General features: G+C 37.9%; 20 protein-coding genes and 3 tRNA genes. 14 read left to right on the forward strand and 9 right to left on the reverse strand.

Annotated features, from left to right (window positions below):
- Nucleotides 1–93: 93 nt before the first annotated feature.
- The 4 genes from EHQ52_RS07170 (at nt 94) to EHQ52_RS07185 (ending at nt 3143) form a co-directional block, all read left to right on the forward strand.
- The gene (locus EHQ52_RS07170; protein WP_135614539.1) at nt 94–468 is read left to right on the forward strand and encodes an acyl-CoA thioesterase; all 375 of its coding nucleotides are present in this window, start codon (nt 94–96) and stop codon (nt 466–468) included.
- Complete coding sequence (locus EHQ52_RS07175; RefSeq protein WP_135614540.1) at nt 469–933, forward strand: hypothetical protein; 465 nt, start codon at nt 469–471, stop codon at nt 931–933.
- A 104-nt stretch (nt 934–1037) separates the two neighbouring features.
- The gene (locus EHQ52_RS07180; RefSeq protein WP_135614541.1) at nt 1038–1952 is read left to right on the forward strand and encodes an alpha/beta fold hydrolase; all 915 of its coding nucleotides are present in this window, start codon (nt 1038–1040) and stop codon (nt 1950–1952) included.
- A gap of 87 nt (nt 1953–2039) precedes the next feature.
- The gene (locus tag EHQ52_RS07185) at nt 2040–3143 is read left to right on the forward strand and encodes a M23 family metallopeptidase (protein ID WP_135615676.1); all 1104 of its coding nucleotides are present in this window, start codon (nt 2040–2042) and stop codon (nt 3141–3143) included.
- 82 nt (nt 3144–3225) lie between these two features.
- On the opposite strand, the gene EHQ52_RS07190 is transcribed toward EHQ52_RS07185, so the two are convergent.
- The gene (locus EHQ52_RS07190) at nt 3226–4359 is read right to left on the reverse strand and encodes a citrate synthase/methylcitrate synthase (protein WP_135614542.1); all 1134 of its coding nucleotides are present in this window, start codon (nt 4357–4359) and stop codon (nt 3226–3228) included.
- Between the two features lie 75 nt (nt 4360–4434).
- Between EHQ52_RS07190 and EHQ52_RS07195 the strand changes: the two genes are divergently transcribed.
- Complete coding sequence (locus EHQ52_RS07195; protein ID WP_135614543.1) at nt 4435–5682, forward strand: citrate synthase family protein; 1248 nt, start codon at nt 4435–4437, stop codon at nt 5680–5682.
- A 69-nt stretch (nt 5683–5751) separates the two neighbouring features.
- Nucleotides 5752–6321, forward strand: coding sequence for a DUF1569 domain-containing protein (locus tag EHQ52_RS07200; RefSeq protein WP_135614544.1), 570 nt, complete (start codon nt 5752–5754; stop codon nt 6319–6321).
- Between the two features lie 5 nt (nt 6322–6326).
- Here the strand turns inward: EHQ52_RS07200 and EHQ52_RS07205 are convergent, their stop codons facing one another.
- Nucleotides 6327–7415 (reverse strand): hypothetical protein, encoded by a 1089-nt coding sequence (locus EHQ52_RS07205; RefSeq protein WP_208653496.1) that lies wholly within the window; start codon nt 7413–7415, stop codon nt 6327–6329.
- On the opposite strand from EHQ52_RS07205, the gene EHQ52_RS07210 reads away from it, so the two are divergent.
- Nucleotides 7414–8028, forward strand: coding sequence for a hypothetical protein (locus EHQ52_RS07210; protein WP_135614546.1), 615 nt, complete (start codon nt 7414–7416; stop codon nt 8026–8028). The genes EHQ52_RS07205 and EHQ52_RS07210 overlap by 2 nt on opposite strands.
- Here the strand turns inward: EHQ52_RS07210 and hpt are convergent.
- Together hpt and EHQ52_RS07220 are read right to left on the reverse strand one after the other, a co-directional pair.
- A complete protein-coding gene (gene hpt, locus EHQ52_RS07215; RefSeq protein ID WP_135614547.1) occupies nt 8013–8558 on the reverse strand; it encodes a hypoxanthine phosphoribosyltransferase in 546 nt (181 codons plus the stop codon). The genes EHQ52_RS07210 and hpt overlap by 16 nt on opposite strands.
- On the reverse strand, nt 8555–9049 hold the full coding sequence (locus tag EHQ52_RS07220; RefSeq protein WP_135614548.1) for a SixA phosphatase family protein: 495 nt from the start codon (nt 9047–9049) through the stop codon (nt 8555–8557). Before EHQ52_RS07220 ends, hpt begins: the two co-directional genes overlap by 4 nt.
- Before the next feature lie 89 nt (nt 9050–9138).
- Between EHQ52_RS07220 and EHQ52_RS07225 the strand changes: the two genes are divergently transcribed.
- The gene (locus EHQ52_RS07225; RefSeq protein ID WP_135615677.1) at nt 9139–9801 is read left to right on the forward strand and encodes a hypothetical protein; all 663 of its coding nucleotides are present in this window, start codon (nt 9139–9141) and stop codon (nt 9799–9801) included.
- Nucleotides 9802–9803: 2 nt separating this feature from the next.
- Here EHQ52_RS07225 and EHQ52_RS07230 read toward each other — a convergent pair whose 3' ends face one another.
- From EHQ52_RS07230 to EHQ52_RS07250, 5 genes are all read right to left on the reverse strand, one after another.
- Nucleotides 9804–10901 carry a quinone-dependent dihydroorotate dehydrogenase gene (locus tag EHQ52_RS07230; RefSeq protein WP_135614549.1) on the reverse strand — a complete coding sequence of 366 codons (1098 nt, stop codon included), beginning with the start codon at nt 10899–10901 and terminating at the stop codon, nt 9804–9806.
- A gap of 24 nt (nt 10902–10925) precedes the next feature.
- A complete protein-coding gene (locus tag EHQ52_RS07235; protein WP_135614550.1) occupies nt 10926–11993 on the reverse strand; it encodes an ABC transporter permease in 1068 nt (355 codons plus the stop codon).
- On the reverse strand, nt 11990–12928 hold the full coding sequence (locus EHQ52_RS07240; RefSeq protein ID WP_135614551.1) for an ABC transporter ATP-binding protein: 939 nt from the start codon (nt 12926–12928) through the stop codon (nt 11990–11992). The genes EHQ52_RS07235 and EHQ52_RS07240 overlap by 4 nt, the downstream gene beginning before the upstream one ends.
- Before the next feature lie 33 nt (nt 12929–12961).
- Nucleotides 12962–13963, reverse strand: coding sequence for a patatin-like phospholipase family protein (locus tag EHQ52_RS07245; RefSeq protein WP_135614552.1), 1002 nt, complete (start codon nt 13961–13963; stop codon nt 12962–12964).
- A gap of 71 nt (nt 13964–14034) precedes the next feature.
- Nucleotides 14035–15222 (reverse strand): class I SAM-dependent RNA methyltransferase, encoded by a 1188-nt coding sequence (locus EHQ52_RS07250; RefSeq protein WP_135614553.1) that lies wholly within the window; start codon nt 15220–15222, stop codon nt 14035–14037.
- Nucleotides 15223–15276: 54 nt separating this feature from the next.
- On the opposite strand from EHQ52_RS07250, the gene EHQ52_RS07255 reads away from it, so the two are divergent.
- The 6 genes from EHQ52_RS07255 to EHQ52_RS07285 all read left to right on the forward strand — a co-directional run bounded on the left by EHQ52_RS07255 (nt 15277) and on the right by EHQ52_RS07285 (nt 17193).
- Nucleotides 15277–15362, forward strand: a tRNA-Ser gene (locus tag EHQ52_RS07255).
- A gap of 13 nt (nt 15363–15375) precedes the next feature.
- Nucleotides 15376–15464: transfer RNA gene (locus tag EHQ52_RS07260), tRNA-Ser, on the forward strand.
- 41 nt (nt 15465–15505) lie between these two features.
- On the forward strand, nt 15506–15952 hold the full coding sequence (locus EHQ52_RS07265; protein ID WP_100708592.1) for a magnetosome magnetite crystal formation protein family: 447 nt from the start codon (nt 15506–15508) through the stop codon (nt 15950–15952).
- Nucleotides 15906–16337: a hypothetical protein gene (locus EHQ52_RS07270; RefSeq protein WP_135614554.1), complete on the forward strand. Its 432-nt coding sequence runs from the start codon at nt 15906–15908 to the stop codon at nt 16335–16337. The genes EHQ52_RS07265 and EHQ52_RS07270 overlap by 47 nt, the downstream gene beginning before the upstream one ends.
- A gap of 6 nt (nt 16338–16343) precedes the next feature.
- Nucleotides 16344–16420: transfer RNA gene (locus EHQ52_RS07275), tRNA-Arg, on the forward strand.
- A 296-nt stretch (nt 16421–16716) separates the two neighbouring features.
- The gene (locus EHQ52_RS07285) at nt 16717–17193 is read left to right on the forward strand and encodes a WbuC family cupin fold metalloprotein (RefSeq protein ID WP_135614555.1); all 477 of its coding nucleotides are present in this window, start codon (nt 16717–16719) and stop codon (nt 17191–17193) included.
- Nucleotides 17194–17226 lie beyond the last annotated feature (33 nt).

The following is a 17226-nucleotide window of genomic DNA, read 5'->3' on the forward strand; positions in this document are numbered from 1 at the left end:
CACAATTTTTAAATTGATATTCCTTTTAATCAGAGTAAACAAATCACAAGCATCATGACGAATAAAGTTTTTACCACCAACAAGATCATTCGAATGCAACACTGCGACCCAGGGGGTGTGGTGTTTACTCCCCAATACTTCAATCTTTTTGTGGAAACAATCGAAGATTGGTTTAGAGAAGGGATCGGATTCGGATTTCCACAAATGGTAAGTAGCAATCACCAAGGTATTCCCGCCATGAAAATTATAGCGAAATTTTACAAACCCTCTAAGTTGGGAGATATATTAGAATTCCGAGTAAAACTAAAACGTCTTAGGCGTCAAAATATCTTGATCAATGTAGAAGCCATTTGCAATGGAGAAAGAAGATGTTCTGGAGATTTTTTACATGGATTTGCATCTCTTGCAAGCTTGAGTCTTACTGATTGGCCGCAAGATGTGCACAGAAAATTAGAAGAGTATCTATAAATGAAATTATTGTATAGAATCCTATTTATTTCTATTTCCGTTCTTTTAACTTCGTCTTGTTTTAGTTCCTATTTTTTCGAGGGAATTGAGGATCTAGATAGTTCCAAGATACACTATAAACAAGCCCAAGAAAAATTATCCGTTGCCGTTGCTAGCTTATCGGCAAGATGTAAAGGATTTCACGAATCTTTGTATAATTATGAAACTAGTTATCTCTTCATGGCAGCTTCCAATCCCTGTGGTGAACTAGATGAAGATCTGATCAAAGGATGTGCGGAACGGGATTATTACAAAAAAAGAGAAGTAAATCTCTGCTTAACTCTTATAACAGCAGACCCTTGTACCGATGCAGCGGGAGGTGACCCAACATCGGAACCTGAAGAAATGAAACAGTATAGATTTTCAACATTCGCATATTGTTCCGGCATCTTTGGTTCTATGATGCCAATGCCGATGTTTTTATAATAGTTTTCAAATATTCATATAAAAGTAAACAATCGTTTACACAAAATAAAATAGCGTATTCGTTCTTGCTTTAACGCAAAAGTAAAATACAATGCGCTTCAATCATGTCTATCGAACTATTAGAGAAACAAAATCTATTTCCATTTCCTGCTGATTTTCCGGAAGTACGTTCCAAATATGTTAACGCGAACGGACAAAAATTTTTCTTACTAGAGTCAGGCCCTAAAGATGGAAAGCCATTATTATTATTACATGGATTTCCTGAATTTTCTTATGCTTGGAAAAACCAAATCGGATATTTCGCAAAGCTTGGATATTTAGTAATCGCTCCGGATCAGAGGGGATATGCAAGAAGTTCCAAACCTAAATCCATTTCTGATTATGGACTAGATATTTTATCCGAAGATATCATTTCAATCTTAGATGTGTATGGAATTCCTAAAACGGATATTATCGCTCATGATTGGGGAGGAGCAGTTGCATATTGGACTCTTTCTAGATTTCCAGAAAGATTTAGAAAAGCATGTATCTTGAATGTTCCTCATCCAACGGTAATGAAAAGAAAAATCCTCTCTGATAAATCTCAAAGGAAGAAAAGTATGTACATTCTTTTCTTTCGAATTCCTTGGCTGCCTGAGTTCTTACTTTCCAGACTAAACTTCAGAAAATTAGAAAGATCCTTAACTAAAACATCTATAAAGGGAGCATTCTCTCCGGAAGAGATCTCTCTTTATAAAGAAGTTTGGGCAATACCCGGATGTATAAAGTCAATGCTCCATTGGTATCGCGCAGCAGTCAAAAATCCTCCTAAATTGATCAGAAGCAGAAAGATCAAAGTTCCTACTCGGATTTTCTGGGGAGAAAAAGACAGGTTTTTGGCAAAAGAAATGGCAGAAGAAACTTTGGAACTATTCTCGGATGCTTCCGTTCGTTTTTTTTCCAAGGGCACTCATTGGATACATCATGAGATCCCAGAGATATTGAACCCGGAATTAGAGTCCTTTTTATTGGAAGAATAGATTCTTTCCAAATCTGGAAAAATATTTCTGTACCAATATACGTCTTATCCGATTATGAGAATGTCCGTATCCCGGACTCTTTTTCCAATGCATAGTATTTCTAAAAATATCTTTCTATTTTTATCTCTAATTCTTTTTTTTAGCTCTCTGAATTTTGCAAAAGAGCCCAATAAAAAGAAAAAAGAAGAACCTAAAAAAGCTTCAGTCCTTCCTAAACTCAACCAAGTTGCTTTAAATTCTAAACCAGAAAAGAAGAAGGAAGAGAAAAAACCTAAGACGGTTGCCTCAGAACAAAAAACATCCAAAAGATTGAAAGGTGAGATAGTAGAAAAACAGGAAGAACTGTTTTCATTTTCTCTTGCAGGAAGAAAGTTCGCACAAGGGGAACTTCTATTTTTAAAAATAAAACCTTTACCTAAAATTTTAGATAAGCTCGGAAATTTTACAATCAGTTGGGAAGGACAAGAACTTCCTTTTAATTTAAGAGATGGTTATATTCTCACTTTTATTCCTATCTCTCCAGAATTTTCAAAACCATATGGAGTTTTGGAATTAACAGAAAAACATCTTTTTACTAAAAACGAGTCCAAGCAGTACGAGATCCCAATCCAGAAAACGTACTTCGCAACTTCTAAAGTTTCTCATCTTACGATGGATAAACAATATACAACTGACGAACTTTCAGAAGAAACAAAAGCATTTATCAAAGAATGTTCCGATGCAAAAGCGAAAGCATTTCAATCTAAATCGGATCTTCAGATTGTTACCGATTTCGAATATCCTGTTCCTAATCCAATCTTAAACAGTCCTTTTTACAAACGTAGGATATACAACAAAGAGAAAGGTCGTCCTCATGGCGGTTCTGATTTCAAAGGTGGTATAGGTGATCCAATCTATGCTATCAACGAAGGCACCGTGATCTTAGCAAGGTCTATGTATTACGAAGGTAACTTTACAGTGATAGATCATGGCTTGGAGATATATTCCTTATACATGCACCAATCTGAAATTTTAGTAAAGCCAGGTGATAAAGTGAAGAAGGGAGATTTGATCGGAAAGATCGGAACTACCGGTATGTCAACCGGACCTCATTTACATTTGGGACTTAGAGTTTTAGGAACGATGATCGATCCACTTTCTGTTGTTCAAACGGATTTGATCGAAATGAAAAACAGAACTCCTAAACGTTAATCTTTCAAAAAGATCCAAGCCAAAATTTTGCAGGAAATCAATTTATAGCCCGTATAAAAAGAAATCCTGCTTTCAAACCTTTTCAATTCCAAAGTTTTCCATCTTCTCCCGTATAGATCGCATCCGGTCGGACGATCCTTTCTTGCATTTGTTCGAAACAATGAGCCGTCCAGCCCGCTGCTCTTCCCATTGCAAATACTGGAGTAAAGATCTCGGTTGGAAATCCTAATCCATGCAAAAGTAATGCTGTATAAAATTCCACATTGGTTTGCAGAATTCTGTCCGGTTTATATTCTTTCAGCAATTCTAAAGCAGTTTTTTCCACAAACATCGCAAGATCATAGAATTCTCTTTTTTCGTCAGTGTCGTATAGAATTTTCGCAGCCTTAGCAAGAACATCCGCACGAGGGTCTCTGACTTTATAGATCCTATGCCCAAAACCCATTAGTCTTTCGTTATGTTTTAATTTTTCTCTTAGAACCTTCTCCGCATTTTCTTTGGCTCCTATCTCAAAGACAGTGTCTAATGCAGGCCCAGGAGCTCCGCCATGTAAAGGTCCTTTTAATGCACCAAGTCCACCGGTGACAGCAGAGATCATATCAGATTGAGTAGATATGATCACTCTTGCTGCAAATGTAGAAGCATTCAGTCCATGGTCGCAAACTGTATTCAGATATGTATTCAATGCACGGACACTTCTAGGATCAGGATCGGTACCATTCAACATGTACAAAAAGTTGGCTGCGATATCTAAGTCCTGTTTAGGAAGAACTGGGGCCTGTCCTTTCAACAAACGATAAGCCCAAGCAACTATCAAAGGAAATGTAGAAAGAACAGCCATCGCATCTTTTTTGGGATCTTCTTTTTGAGAACCTAAAGAAAGAGCAGCAGATCCAATCCGTAAAATATCGATCAAAGGAAGATTTGCATAGACTGCTTCTTCAATGATGGTTCGTATCACTTTAGAAAATCTTCTGGAAGATCTGAGTTCCTCAGAGAACAAACTTGTTTCGGTAGGTTTTGGCCTTCTATCATTCCAAAGTGTGAAGATAGTTTCTTCGAAGACCGCCTTGCCTGCGAATTCTTCTACTGGGTAACCTGCAATGATCAATCTTCCTCCCTTTCCATCTACTTGGGAAAGTTTGGTCCTTGCCGCAGGGATGCCTTCTAAACCTGGGCTATAATTTTTCTCTTTTTCCTGTTCAGAGAGTAGCATGATGTTTCTCCTTTGTTTCTATTAGAGTTTAGCGGGTTGACAACATATAGTCAATGTTGATTATATTGTCAACATATGGCTTTTTCTTCAAAAAAACCATTCTTGAATGCGGATGAGGCAGCCTCTGCTTTAGGGGTAGAAGTCCAAACCATATATGCATACGTTAGTCGCGGCTTATTACATTCCGAATCTGGAGGCAATAAGGACAGGAGTAAACGGTATAGAAGAGAAGATATAGAACAATTATTACTCAGAAGGGAAGAAAGAAGCCAACCTGGTAAAACTGCGAAGGCTGCTTTATCTTTAGGACAACCAGTTTTAGAATCCTCTATCACTTTGCTCGGCGAAAACTCTCTCTTCTACCGAGGAAAAGATGTTTTAGAACTTTCTGAAAATGGAAGTTTTGAAGATATAGCCTGTTTACTCTGGGAAGCAGAAGATACAAATCCTTTCGAATCAGATTGGCCTATATTATCTGAAGAATGTATTAAAATTCTGAAATTATTAGAAGGTCGTCCCATCTTGGATATTTCTAGGATACTACTTCCTTTTTTAGAATATGAAGATGCAAAAGCATTTCGAAAAGACCCTAAAACTTTCAGAAAAACTTCTTCTTCTATCTTAAGATATCTTACCTTGTTTTCCTCCGCCAAAATTGAATCGACAGGAAAAATTTCAGAAACACTTTTGAACAGCTGGAATCCCTTCAGGAAAAAAGAAGATCCTAATATCCTATCCAAACTCAAACTTTTAGAAGCTTCTTTAATTCTTTCTGCGGATCATGAACTAAATGTTTCCTCTTTTACTGCAAGATGTGTTGCTTCCAGTGAAGCTTCTCTTTATCAAGTTGTGCTCGCAGGACTTGCTGCTTTGTCCGGACCCAAACATGGATTACTCACAGAAAAGGCGATCCTTCTTCTTTCCCAGGCAAGCGGAAACAAAAAGAAAGATAAACAACTCTTAGAAGGAAAATTAAGAAGCGGAGAAAATATCCCAGGCTTCGGTCATCCTCTTTATAAAAAAGGTGATCCAAGAGGTAGAAAACTCATCCAGATAGTGGAAAGATTTTTTCCAGATGATGCAGATGTGCAACTCTACCTACAATTCTTAAAACAGATAGAAGAACTTTTAGAAGATTATGCAACGATTGATGCAGGACTCGCGCTTGTTTCTAAAGCACTCAAATTACCTAAAGGTGCGGGCATTGGAATTTTCGCAATAGGTAGAACTGCAGGTTGGTTAGCTCATGCAATGGAACAATACGATTCTGGAAACTTGATCCGGCCTAGAGCAAAGTATATCGGAAACCTTCCCCAAGAATAATCAAATTCTTGACTCTTTCTATCCTTTAGATTAGTTATAGGAAAACATAAAAGAACTGCGGAGTGCTCCATGTCGGATCCTAATTTTTCCAGAAAAGAATTTATTCAAAAAGCTGTTGCTATAGGAGTTCTAACAAGCTCTGCAACTGTATTAGGATCCTGTTCAAATGCTCCGGCTGGTGTAAAAGAAAGAGGACTTCAATTTTCTAATTTTTCAGAAGTAAATACTGAGTTAGAAAAAATCCTTCTCTCTAAAACAATCATTCAATACGGAGAATGGAGTCCTAGTCAGATACTTCTTCATTGTGCTCAAAGTATTTATTATTCTATTAAAGGTTATCCTGAAAATAAATCCGAAGTTTTCCAAAACACTTTAGGTAAAGTCGCATTCTGGAATTTTTCCAGAAAAGGGAAGATGTCCCACGACTTAAATGCACCTATTCCTGGCGCGGATGTTTTACAATCAGGAGTTTCCATTTCAGACAGCGTTCTTGAATTGAAAAAAGCGATTTCAGCATTCTCCAATTATACCGGAGAATTCGCTCCTCACTTTGCTTACGGAAAACTAACTAAACAAGAGTATGAACTCGCTCATGCGATGCATATTGCGAATCATTTAGATTACGTAAGTATCAGTTAAAAATCTTACTCTTCTATCTTTACGCTGGATAGGATTTTTTCCACGGATTCTTCGTGTCTTCTTCCTTTGATCAAACTTTCGTCTATAATAAAGACCAAACTATAAGGTTGTTTGTGTTTCGCTAAGAAAAACATTCCAGTTTTTGCATATCTTGGTCTTAGAACATCATAGAATGTCCAAAAAGTCCCGAAATATCTATCTTCAAAAACTTCTCTTTCTAATTCGTTCAATTCCTGGATATCTCCTCTTTGTACTTGGAGATCCAAAAACTTTTTAAATTCAGAAAGTAATTCGGATTCATTATCGAATCTGAATGGAACAAAAAAGATCCTGATAACTGGATAACGATTTGGATCTGAATCACTCGTAGAAATAATTCCAGCAATCTGTCCAATTCCAGTTTTATCTTCCAAATTTAAATTTTGAGGATTATGAAAATAAAATTCTTCCGGTAAAAGAATGCTGAGTTTTAGATCTTCGTTTTGTAAGGTTCTGTTCTCTGCATTATAATTCCAGCGAGAAAGGTCCTTTTGTTCAAAATCAGGTTTAAACATGGAGTATGCTACAAAAATCTCTGCTTTCTGCAAACTTTTAAAACTGATAAGCCCAGAAGCTAGGATAACCAATCCCAATAATCCGATTTTATAATATGTTTTATTGTCTATAAGCCTTGCGCTTAAAACTCCAAATGCATACACTAAAAGAAAAAGAATTCCAGATCTATTTTCGAAAAATCCAGTAAGCCAACATGCAAGAACGGAAAAAGCGAAGAAAGAAACTTCGACCCAAGGAACTAATTTGATAGTTGGTCTTTCGATCCCCACTTCTGCAAAAATCGCAGGTAATACGACCTTAGTTTCTAATCTTCGGAACGCAAATACGATCCCCCAGAAAAGAATGCCTGAGACAAGGTAGCCTATCAAAGACAGACCGACCATCCAGACTAATGGTAGATGGGCCTCATGATAGAATAAAAAATATAACGCAAAAATGGAATATACCAGGAAGAGTTTTTTAGTTAAGGAAAGTTCTTGCAGCTTTAGAGACAGGGCTGTTCTCTTTTCCCATCCTGGAATTTTAGGAAACGATTTAATGAACCAGATCACCCAGTTTTTCTCCAATCTAAAAGCAGACTTTGACAGGTTAAACCAATCCGTGGACGACCTGGTGAAAACCTATAAGGCCATCGTTCATTTTCTGGATTTGATTTCAAATCTCTTTCCTCTCGATTTGGTTTTGGTTTTATTACTTTCCCTGCCTTTATTATACGTTATCAATACCTTATCTCCTTCGACGCCAAGAGTGAACTATACGATCTCTGTGGTTTTTATCTCTGGACTTAGATCCTTCTTAAGTCATACGATTTCCGAGTCTTGGGAAATTTTTGCAGTTACAAAGACAGCACTCATTCTTCTTCTTCCTGCTTATATTTTGGTGGTGTTTAAGTTCGGACTTTCTTTATTTCAGAAGTATAGGATAAAGAAGAAGGCACTCTCCCCAGGACATTTAGAATCTTCTTTTATAAGTTTGCAAAAGGCGTATCACAATCTAAGTGCTGAGATCTATTCTGAGCTTGGAAAGAACGAAGGTAAAAGTTTTGTAGATGGGCAGAAGTTTTTGCCTAAGATCCAAGATCTGGAGACTTCAATTACCGGGCTAAAAACTTTGATCAAAAAGCCAGAAGATACTCCTCATTCTTCTGAATAAAGGAATACTCCAGGTAGATTCCTGAATTTGCCGTCGTAGTCCAGGCCATATCCGATCACGAATTCTTTTCCAATATTCCAACCTACGTATTTGATCGGATATCCTACAGCCTCTCCGCCTTCTTTAAATAATAAAGAAGCTACCTCAAGAGACTTAGGCTTTTTAGAAAGAAGATGGGAAATCAAAAATTTCAGCGTGCGGCCAGTATCTACGATATCTTCTACAATTAATACATCTCTTCCTGTGATGTCTGCGTCCAAGTCCTTGATCAATTCTACATTTCCAGAAGATTCGGTTCCGACATATGATTTTGCTTGGATAAAATCTAATTCAATTGGGATCGGAACCGCTTTAGTCAGATCAGAGAAGAAGTAAACTCCACCTCTTAAAACACATATAAAAATTGGATTTTTTTCTATATAGTCGCTTGCAATCTGCAGTCCAAGTTCTCTAACTCTTGCAGTAATCATTTCGTTACTGAATAAGGTTTGAAAAGGTATATTATTAAAATTTGAAGTATTATTCTTCATGGGATCCAAAATCTTTTGAGCCTACAACTTTGCCTTCCCAGATCCGCCCAATCTTTCTGATCTGTTACTAAACTAATAAAAGAAGAAGTGGGAAATTTTTCGAAAAGAGAGTCCGTATTATTTCCTAATAATAAATAATTAGCCAGATCTTCCATTCCTGGATTATGCCCGATTAAAACTACATTATTAATTTTAGAAGATAGTCCTCTTAAGATCCTAAGTAAGTCAGAATACTCCGCCTCATATATCTCACTTATAATCTTAGTGTCCTTTGTAATATTCTGAAAATCTTGTAATATCTTCCAAGTTTCTGAAGTTCTTATCGATGGCGAAACAAGGGCGACATCCGCAACAAAGGAAACCTTCTCCACATATTTTCCTAAAAATCGCGCGTTTTTACGACCTCTCTTAGATAAAGGACGTTCCTTATCCTTTAAATGAGTGTCACTCCAATCGGATTTAGAATGTCTTATAAGATGAATCTCTTTCAAAATCCTCTCCTCCGCGATAAAGTTTTCAAATTTAGAATTTCATTGACAAGGATCTTTCCTGACGATAAAACTCATGAGCTATGTTAAGGATGTATATTATCGGGGTTGTCCTATTAATATCCTTTGCCACAAACCTTTCTTCACAAATTGCAGGAACTCCTGATGAGGAAAAGGCTAAAAAAGAATTACAAAATCAATGGTCTAAAAAATTCCCAGGAGACAGAATACTTTCCGTTCAAGCTGCAGGAAAACCTAAGCTGATCGAAAAAGAAGCTCCGGAAGAAAATGCACCTACTGATTTAAGATATAAATTTTCCTTCTTCGTTACTACTCGCAAAAAAGAAGGTCAAACAACCAAAACTCCAGTTGGCGTCATCTACCAATTCGTAAGAGAAAAAGGTTGGGTCTTCTCTGATATAGGAATGGCAAGATCTGTCGTAGTGACTGAACCAGGAAAAGAACCTCCTTCTAAAGACGAAGTCTACCAAATAGTAGAAGAAGCGATCTTAGAAGAAAAGGGAAAATCTAAATCTGTAGACTTAATTCGTTTAACAGAGCCAGAATTCGGGCAGAATCTAACTCCTAGTAAAGAACAATTTTGGTTTAGGTATGAAGGGGATTTTGAGGTTTCTGAAAATGGTTCTAAAACGGTTTGTTCAGATATAGTAATTCGTTTAGTGAAGGAACAAAACTCTGCTGCTTGGAAAGCAGAATGGGATGAAAAAGGAAAATGTAAAGTGTCGGAAGAATAAGATCAGATCTTATTCTTTCCCACTAATTCACCAATCGATTTCGCTCCGGTTTTTTTCAGAACTCCATCTAAATATTCTAATATTCTAACCGGTAAGAAAGGTCCGTTGTATACGTAACCTGTATATAATTGGACCAGGTCTGCGCCCGCCAAAATTTTTTCTATTGCAGCTTCGCCCGAGTCGATACCACCAACTCCTATAATAGGAAGACTACCTTTTAAGATAGAGTAGGCATATCTTACAAATTCTGTGGATCTTTGACGGAGAGGTTTACCTGAAACTCCACCTTCTTTTTCTACATTTGGATATCTGGTTAAGACTGATTTGTCTATAGTAGTGTTGGTAAGAATTACACCTGATAATTTTGTATCTGGTAGGAGCTCCAACAAACCTTTCAGTTCTTCTTTTTCCATGTCTGGAGCGAATTTTACAAAAGTAGGGATTGGAAATTTTCCACCTAAGCCGCTTTTGATCCCATCCATCAACTTAGTAAAATTTTCTTTTTTTTGGAAATTTCTCAAACCAGGAGTATTGGGCGAAGATATATTGATCACTGCATAATCTGCATGAGGTGTAAGCTTTTTTAGAGAATACACATAATCATCTACTGCATCTTCTTCAGAGACAATTTTTGTTTTGCCTACGTTGATCCCTCTTATGCAGTTCTTTTTCTGTTTTTGAATTGTGACTTCTGCAGCATCTGCACCAGGATTATTAAATCCCATTCGATTGATTAAAGCTTCATCTTCCGCATATCTGAAAATTCTTGGCTTTGGATTTCCTAGCTGGCCTTGACCAGTGATTGTTCCGATCTCGATCGAGCCAAAACCTAATCGGGAAAGAAACGGATACAACTCTCCAGTCTTATCAAAACCGGCACCTAATCCGACCGGATTTGCAAACTCAATTCCAGCGACCTTTGTTTTCAAACGATCACTGGAATAAGTCATGAGTGATTCCAAAACAGGAAACACGAACGGAAGTTTTTTAGAAAGCCCAAGTAAGTTTTGGGCTAAGTAGTGGGCAGATTCCGGATGAATACTTAAGAAGAAAGGTTTTGCGGTTTTTTCATAAACCCATTGTTTCCATTCTGAATTCATCCGATCCCCTTGCAGATAAAACTGTTAAGACCAGCGAAATATACGAAGCCCAACACCCAAGAAGAAAAATCCAATCCCAACCATAAACACGCAAGGGTAAACTATTTCTGCGAGTCCGGCTCCTTCTATAAATACTGCTCTCAAAGAATCAGCTACCAAAGTCAAAGGTAGATGTTTTATAAAAGGAAGCACTAAATCCGGAAAATTTTTATAACTGAAGAAGATCCCGGATAAAACCATCATCGGAAATGTGAACGCGTTCACGAGACCATTCCCAACCTGAGCGCTTTGTGCTCTGGAACCTACAAAAATCCCAATGCATGCGAATACGAAATTTCCAGTTAGAAAAATCAGAAATGCAGCAGGAATAGAACCGAAAAACGCATTTTCAAAAACAGTAAATGTAAACGTTAGGAAGATGATAGATTCTACAGTCGTGACAAAAATTCGAGTGAAGAAGAAAGACATTACGAATGCCAATTTATTCATTGGAGTTGCAGACATTCTTCTTAAAAGTTTTTTCATCCTCATCTCGATTAGATTCCAGCCAACTCCCCAAAGACAGGAATTCATCACTCCCATAGCGAGCATTCCAGGAACCAGATAATCTATATATCTAGTACCTTTTGAATCTAATCTTCGGATACTTGAACTAGCCTCTTCTTTTCCTTGCATCGTTAAAAGAGCATTGGAAAGAAGAAGGTAATCTCTCTGAGCATTTGCATTGCTAGGATCAAAAGAAAATTCTAAATTTCCTTTTTCATCTTCTTTGACTAAAAGATTGATCTCTCCTCTTTTGAGTGCCTTGATCGCGTCTTCGTCAGTAATAACTTGAGGAATGATCACTCCTAACCCGTTGGAGTTCCCACCAACAGAATTCGAAAACGCTTTTTCGATCTTTGCGGAAAGTCCGCTTGCATTATGCGAAGAAGAGATAATTGCAACTCTGGTTTGAGGTACATCCTTCGTAGTGAATGCAAGTCCTAATACACCTGCAATCGCGATAGGAAATATGAATGCCCAGAAAAGAATTCCAGGTTCTCTATAAAATTCTTTTAATTGAATCGTGACTAAATGATAGATTTGTTTCATTCTTCCAACCCTCTTCCGGTCATGGAAAGGAATAAGTCGTCCAAAGTTTTTTTATGACATTCCAGTTCTTTTAAAACGATCCCCGCCTTAGAAAAAGAATCCAACATAGAAGGAAGATAATCTGTAATTCTTTCCACATTGATGCGGCCTTCTTTCGTGTCGGAATTCCAACTGAATTTGAATTTTCCTTTTTCAGGAAGATGGCTGCTTGGATCTGTTCCATTCTCCAAAGAGAAACGAACAATTTCGCCACCGCCTAGTTTTCCTAAAAGATCAGATAAGGTTCCTTGGTCTAAAATCCGGCCCTTATCCATCACTATAATTCTTTCGCAGAGAACTTCTGCTTCTTCCATATAATGAGTGGTGAGGATCATAGTAGTTCCATAAGCTCTTAGATCTTCGAGGATTTTCCAGATATCTCTCCTGGCTCCTGGATCTAAGCCTGTAGTTGGCTCATCTAAAAATAAGATTTCGGGTTTGTTCATGATAGAAACACCCAATGCCAATCTTTGTCTTTGGCCTCCGGATAAACTATTCACGAAAGATTTATTTTTTTCAGTAAGTTTAGTGAGTTCTAAAATTTCATGCAGTCGCGATTCAGGTGCTTTATAAAAACTTCCGAATAATTTGAGAGTTTCCCAAACTGTAGCCCTATCCATAAATCTGGTTTCTTGCAAAGCGAGACCGATATTACTTCTTAAAAATGTTTCGCTCTCTTTCCAGCTTGTGCCTAAAATTTGAATCTTTCCTGAATCTGGAAATTGGATACCTTCTAACATTTCGATAAGAGTTGTTTTACCAGCTCCATTCGGCCCAAGCAAACCTACAAATTCTCCCTTTTTAATTTCCAGAGAAAGATCGCTAACAGCAGTTACATCTTTGAATTTTTTAGTTACATTAGATACCGATATGATCGGGTTTTGAATTTTATCCACAGTACAACCTGAAGATCATAATTCAAAATCGGTTTAATTCTTACGAAGCTTTTCTGCTTTTTTCACCCAATCTTTTTTGAGATATTCTAGGATCTGATCCTTCTTCTTTAATGCGTCCGATTTTCCCATCTCGTAAGCTTCTCTCACACCTTTTGCATTTGTGTAATCGAAAGAAGTAATCGGCAAAGTTTTAGAGGGAGTTACTAAAAAACAACGATCCAATAAATGAGGATCTTTTCCAACAATCGTAGTTGGTTCGTAATGTATTCCTATAATTTTTGCATTTGGGGGAAATGCTTCTAAAAGTAAATTATTAGTGAGTCCTCCATCCAGATAATATTCTTTTCCAAGATTTTGAAAAGAAACAATAGGAGGAATAGAAGAAGAATTCATAATGATCTGTTCAATCACACTCGGATCTCTAAAGTCCGCTTCTGTAAAAAGGATTTCTTTCATATTCCAATTTCTTAAAACACGAAATGTTCTTTCCGTATAAAGTCCTTTATTACGATCTCTTTCGTCTTCTAAAAACGCTTTTCCAGTTTCTGCAATCAACCTTGCGAGTCTGAATGTGTTCTTGTTGGAATCGGATTTAGGAAATGCTTTGATCGTATGTATAAAAACTTTTGCACCAGAGCGAATGATCTTTTCGAAGTCCATTCCAAATCGGATTGTTCTGCGATACATATCCTCGTGAGGAAATGCCTTCTCCCCATTGAATAAACGAGTAAAATAAAAATTACGTGGGTTCTTGCGGACGATTCTTTCAAAAAAAGAAACTGATTCTTCCTCAGTCCCACAGATTAAAGAAAGAACCATTGCTGCACCCGCAGAAACTCCGGACACTTGTCTTAGTTTTAATCCCCAGGTTTTTAATTCATGGCCAAAACCCAAACCGTAGAATGCCTTACAACCACCACCTGCGATCGCAAAACAGATCTCATCTTCTAACCAAATCCCTTGCAGGACCTCGCCGAATTTGGAACCTGAATCTGACTTTTTAGAAGGAAGTTCGTATTCATCTATGATAGGCATTTAGTTTCTCCGGAGTACTGACCCCTTATGACCATTTTCCAATTTCAGATTGGAATTCTAAAAGTAAAAAATCAAAGATCTAAAAGAACTAGAACCTCGAAATGTTTGGTTCTTGGAAAAAAATCTGTAAGAACGATTTCCTTTGCCTTATACCCTGAGTTTTTTAAGATCCCAAGATCTCTTGCCAAGGTGCTTGGATTACAGCTAGAATAAATAACGCGAGAAGGTCTTGATCCATCCAGAAAATCTAATAGGGAAGAAGAAGCCCCAGCCCTTGGTGGATTTAGAATACATAATTCTGCACCAAAAGAATCCAGTTTTTTAGGCAGAGTTGAATTCAGATCTAATGTATGGAACTCTAAGTGAGAATACCTAACCTTCTCCGCATTTTTCACAGCTGCTTGGACAGAAGAGTTGGACAACTCGTAACCGGAAAGATGACTCACTTTGTGACCGATCGCCAAGCTGATCAGCCCAGCTCCTGAATAAAATTCTAATACAGAACCACAATCTTTTGGGATCCAAGAACGGATCTTGAGCATCCATTCTTCCAAAAGAAAACGATTCACTTGGGTAAAACCTTCTGCCGGGATTGTCCATTCTAGTTTTTCAGGAAGATAAGGACCAATCTTGACTTCCTTTTTATCATATTCTAAAATTTCTCCAGAAGAATATCGAAGTCTCCAATCTCCTTTCCGAGAGAATGTTTTCTTATTTCCTAAATTCTTTCTGACATATTCGTTCATTTCAGCAGGAAGATGTTTACAACCTTCTTTAGGAAAGTGGACCAAGGAGTTTGAATTTTCCTTATAGAATCCTGCGTTTGTTTTTCCTTTTTTGAATTCAATTTTGATCTGAGCAGTATTGCGATAAGAGTCAGAAGGCCCGCTTAAAATTTCAATCTCAGGAATTTGAGAAGGATCCAATCTAGAAACATATAAAAATGAATCCGACAAAAGAGATTTTTTGATCTGAAGTTCTTCCTCGTAAGGAATATGACGATAAGAACAGCCTCCACATTCAGGAAATGCAGAACAATCTGACTCAATCCGACGTGTAGAAATACTTTCTGCTGATACAACAGTACCCCAAATCAGTTTAGAATTTTCTTTATCAGTTCTGATCCGAACTGTTTCCCCTGGAACAGCTCCCTTTACAAAAACGGTTTTATTTTCCGCATGAGAAATACAAGTACCAAGATTCGCCCATTTCTCCACGACCAATCCTGAAATTTCTCTACGGTTCTTTTCCGTACTCATAGGTAAATCACCTTGACAGGGTCCCCCATCTTGTCAGTAAAGTAATCCTTAACCGGAGAAGTGGCCGAGTGGTTTAAGGCAGCGGTCTTGAAAACCGTCGTGGGTAACTCCCACCGTGGGTTCGAATCCTACCTTCTCCGATGGAACACTGCTGGAGATGTGCCTGAGTGGCTGAAAGGAGCAGTTTGCTAAACTGTCGTATGGGGTAACCTGTACCCAGGGTTCGAATCCCTGCGTCTCCGAAAGTTCCAAACTCTCACGCTGACCCCCGAGAAATAAGAAGATGTCTGACCAGAGATTCAACACCCGGGAATTCCTGGAAGAGACAAAGCGATTATTAGAAGGAGATGAATATCCCAATTTATTCGCTGCTATTTCTTATATTCCGTTTTTAGGATGGGTTATTCCTTGGTTTTTTAGAAAAAAACAGGAAATTTGCAAGTTCCATGCGCTCCAAGCAATTAAGTTAAATCTAGGATTTGTATTTTTATACTTGGTGGTTTGGTTCTTAAGAGAGTTCCCTATTTTAAGCACCATTTTAAAATGGATACATGCGAATCCAGTCGTGACCGACTTTATCAGCTATGTCGCATGGTTGGCATTACTCGGTTACGGAATTTTAGGAGCCTTGCAAGCTTACCAAGGCAAATTGTTCGTATTACCATTATTCCCGGAAATAGAGAATGAAGTTCGAAAAATACTCAGCAAAATTAGAGGAACTCAAGGCTAAGGGCCTCGATTTTCTCGCTCCTTACTGGAACCAAACCAAAACTTTTATAAACACTGAAAGATTTCGTATCTATCTGGTGACTCTTCCTTTATTCGGAAATTGGCTGATCGGATTTTCTTTTTACTCAAACGAATCAGAAGTTTTCAGACATTCTAAACTTTCCTTTATAGGTGTTCTCTACTTTATCGCATTCTTAGTATTATCTTGGTTCTTCTCTTTTATTCCTGTTGTTGGAGCTTGGTTAGCTAATCTTGCTCATTTAGCTGGAGTCATTATCTATCTTGGCTTGTCCGGTTTACTGCTATACAATTACACTAAGGGAAAAAAACTGGTCCCGAAACTTCCCCAAGAGCATTTAGAGCTTTTGGAAAAGAAATTCTTTTAATCACCCGCGCCCATAGCTCAGCTGAATAGAGCGTCTGACTACGGATCAGAAGGTCGGAGGTTTGAATCCTTCTGGGCGCACCAACTTCTTCTTCCCCCCATAAACTCTGACATTATGTCCCATATAGTTTAGAAAATATTCTACAAATTCTATCAGAAAACTTGACTTTAATACTGAGTCTCAAAAACGATAGTTATAGAGAGATCGGGAACCAGAATGGAAAAGTGCCATTGCGCTCAAATCACATTTGAAAAAATCGTAGAGACTGCTAAACAACAAGGGCAAGATTATCGTGAAGTGGTAAAGGCTTGCGGAGCTGCGGATACTTGCACAGCCTGCACTGATTACCTTGTCGCGTATTGCGAGCAGCATCTACAACTTGTCACGGCCGGATAAATTACTAATCGATCAGGAGTTATTTGATAAACTCCTTCCACTTGCTTCCTCTTCTGCTAGAGGAAGAACAAATCACAATTTCCACGAATTACTAGAACCATATCAGAGATTTCTGAACGTGCTTACCAAGGACACTTACGTCCAAGCTCATCGTCATAAAAATCCTCCTAAGCCTGAAACCTTTTTAGTGATAAAAGGAAAACTAGGCTTCGTACTATTCGAAGAAGATGGTACAGTTCGAGATAAACATATCCTGAGTTCGGATGGGCCAATCTATGGGATAGATATTCTTCCGGGAGTGTACCATACATTGGTCTGCCTTACGGAAACCTGTATCTGCTTCGAAGGAAAATCAGGACCGTACGATCCGACCACCGACAAAGAGTTCGCTTCTTGGGCTCCACCGGAGAACAGTGAAGGCAAAACTCAATATCTGGATTTTCTCAGATCTCTTTTCTAAAATCAGAAACGATATAGTCGCAAAGCTCCTGGA

The organism is Leptospira koniambonensis, assembly GCF_004769555.1.
Classification (GTDB): domain Bacteria; phylum Spirochaetota; class Leptospiria; order Leptospirales; family Leptospiraceae; genus Leptospira_B; species Leptospira_B koniambonensis.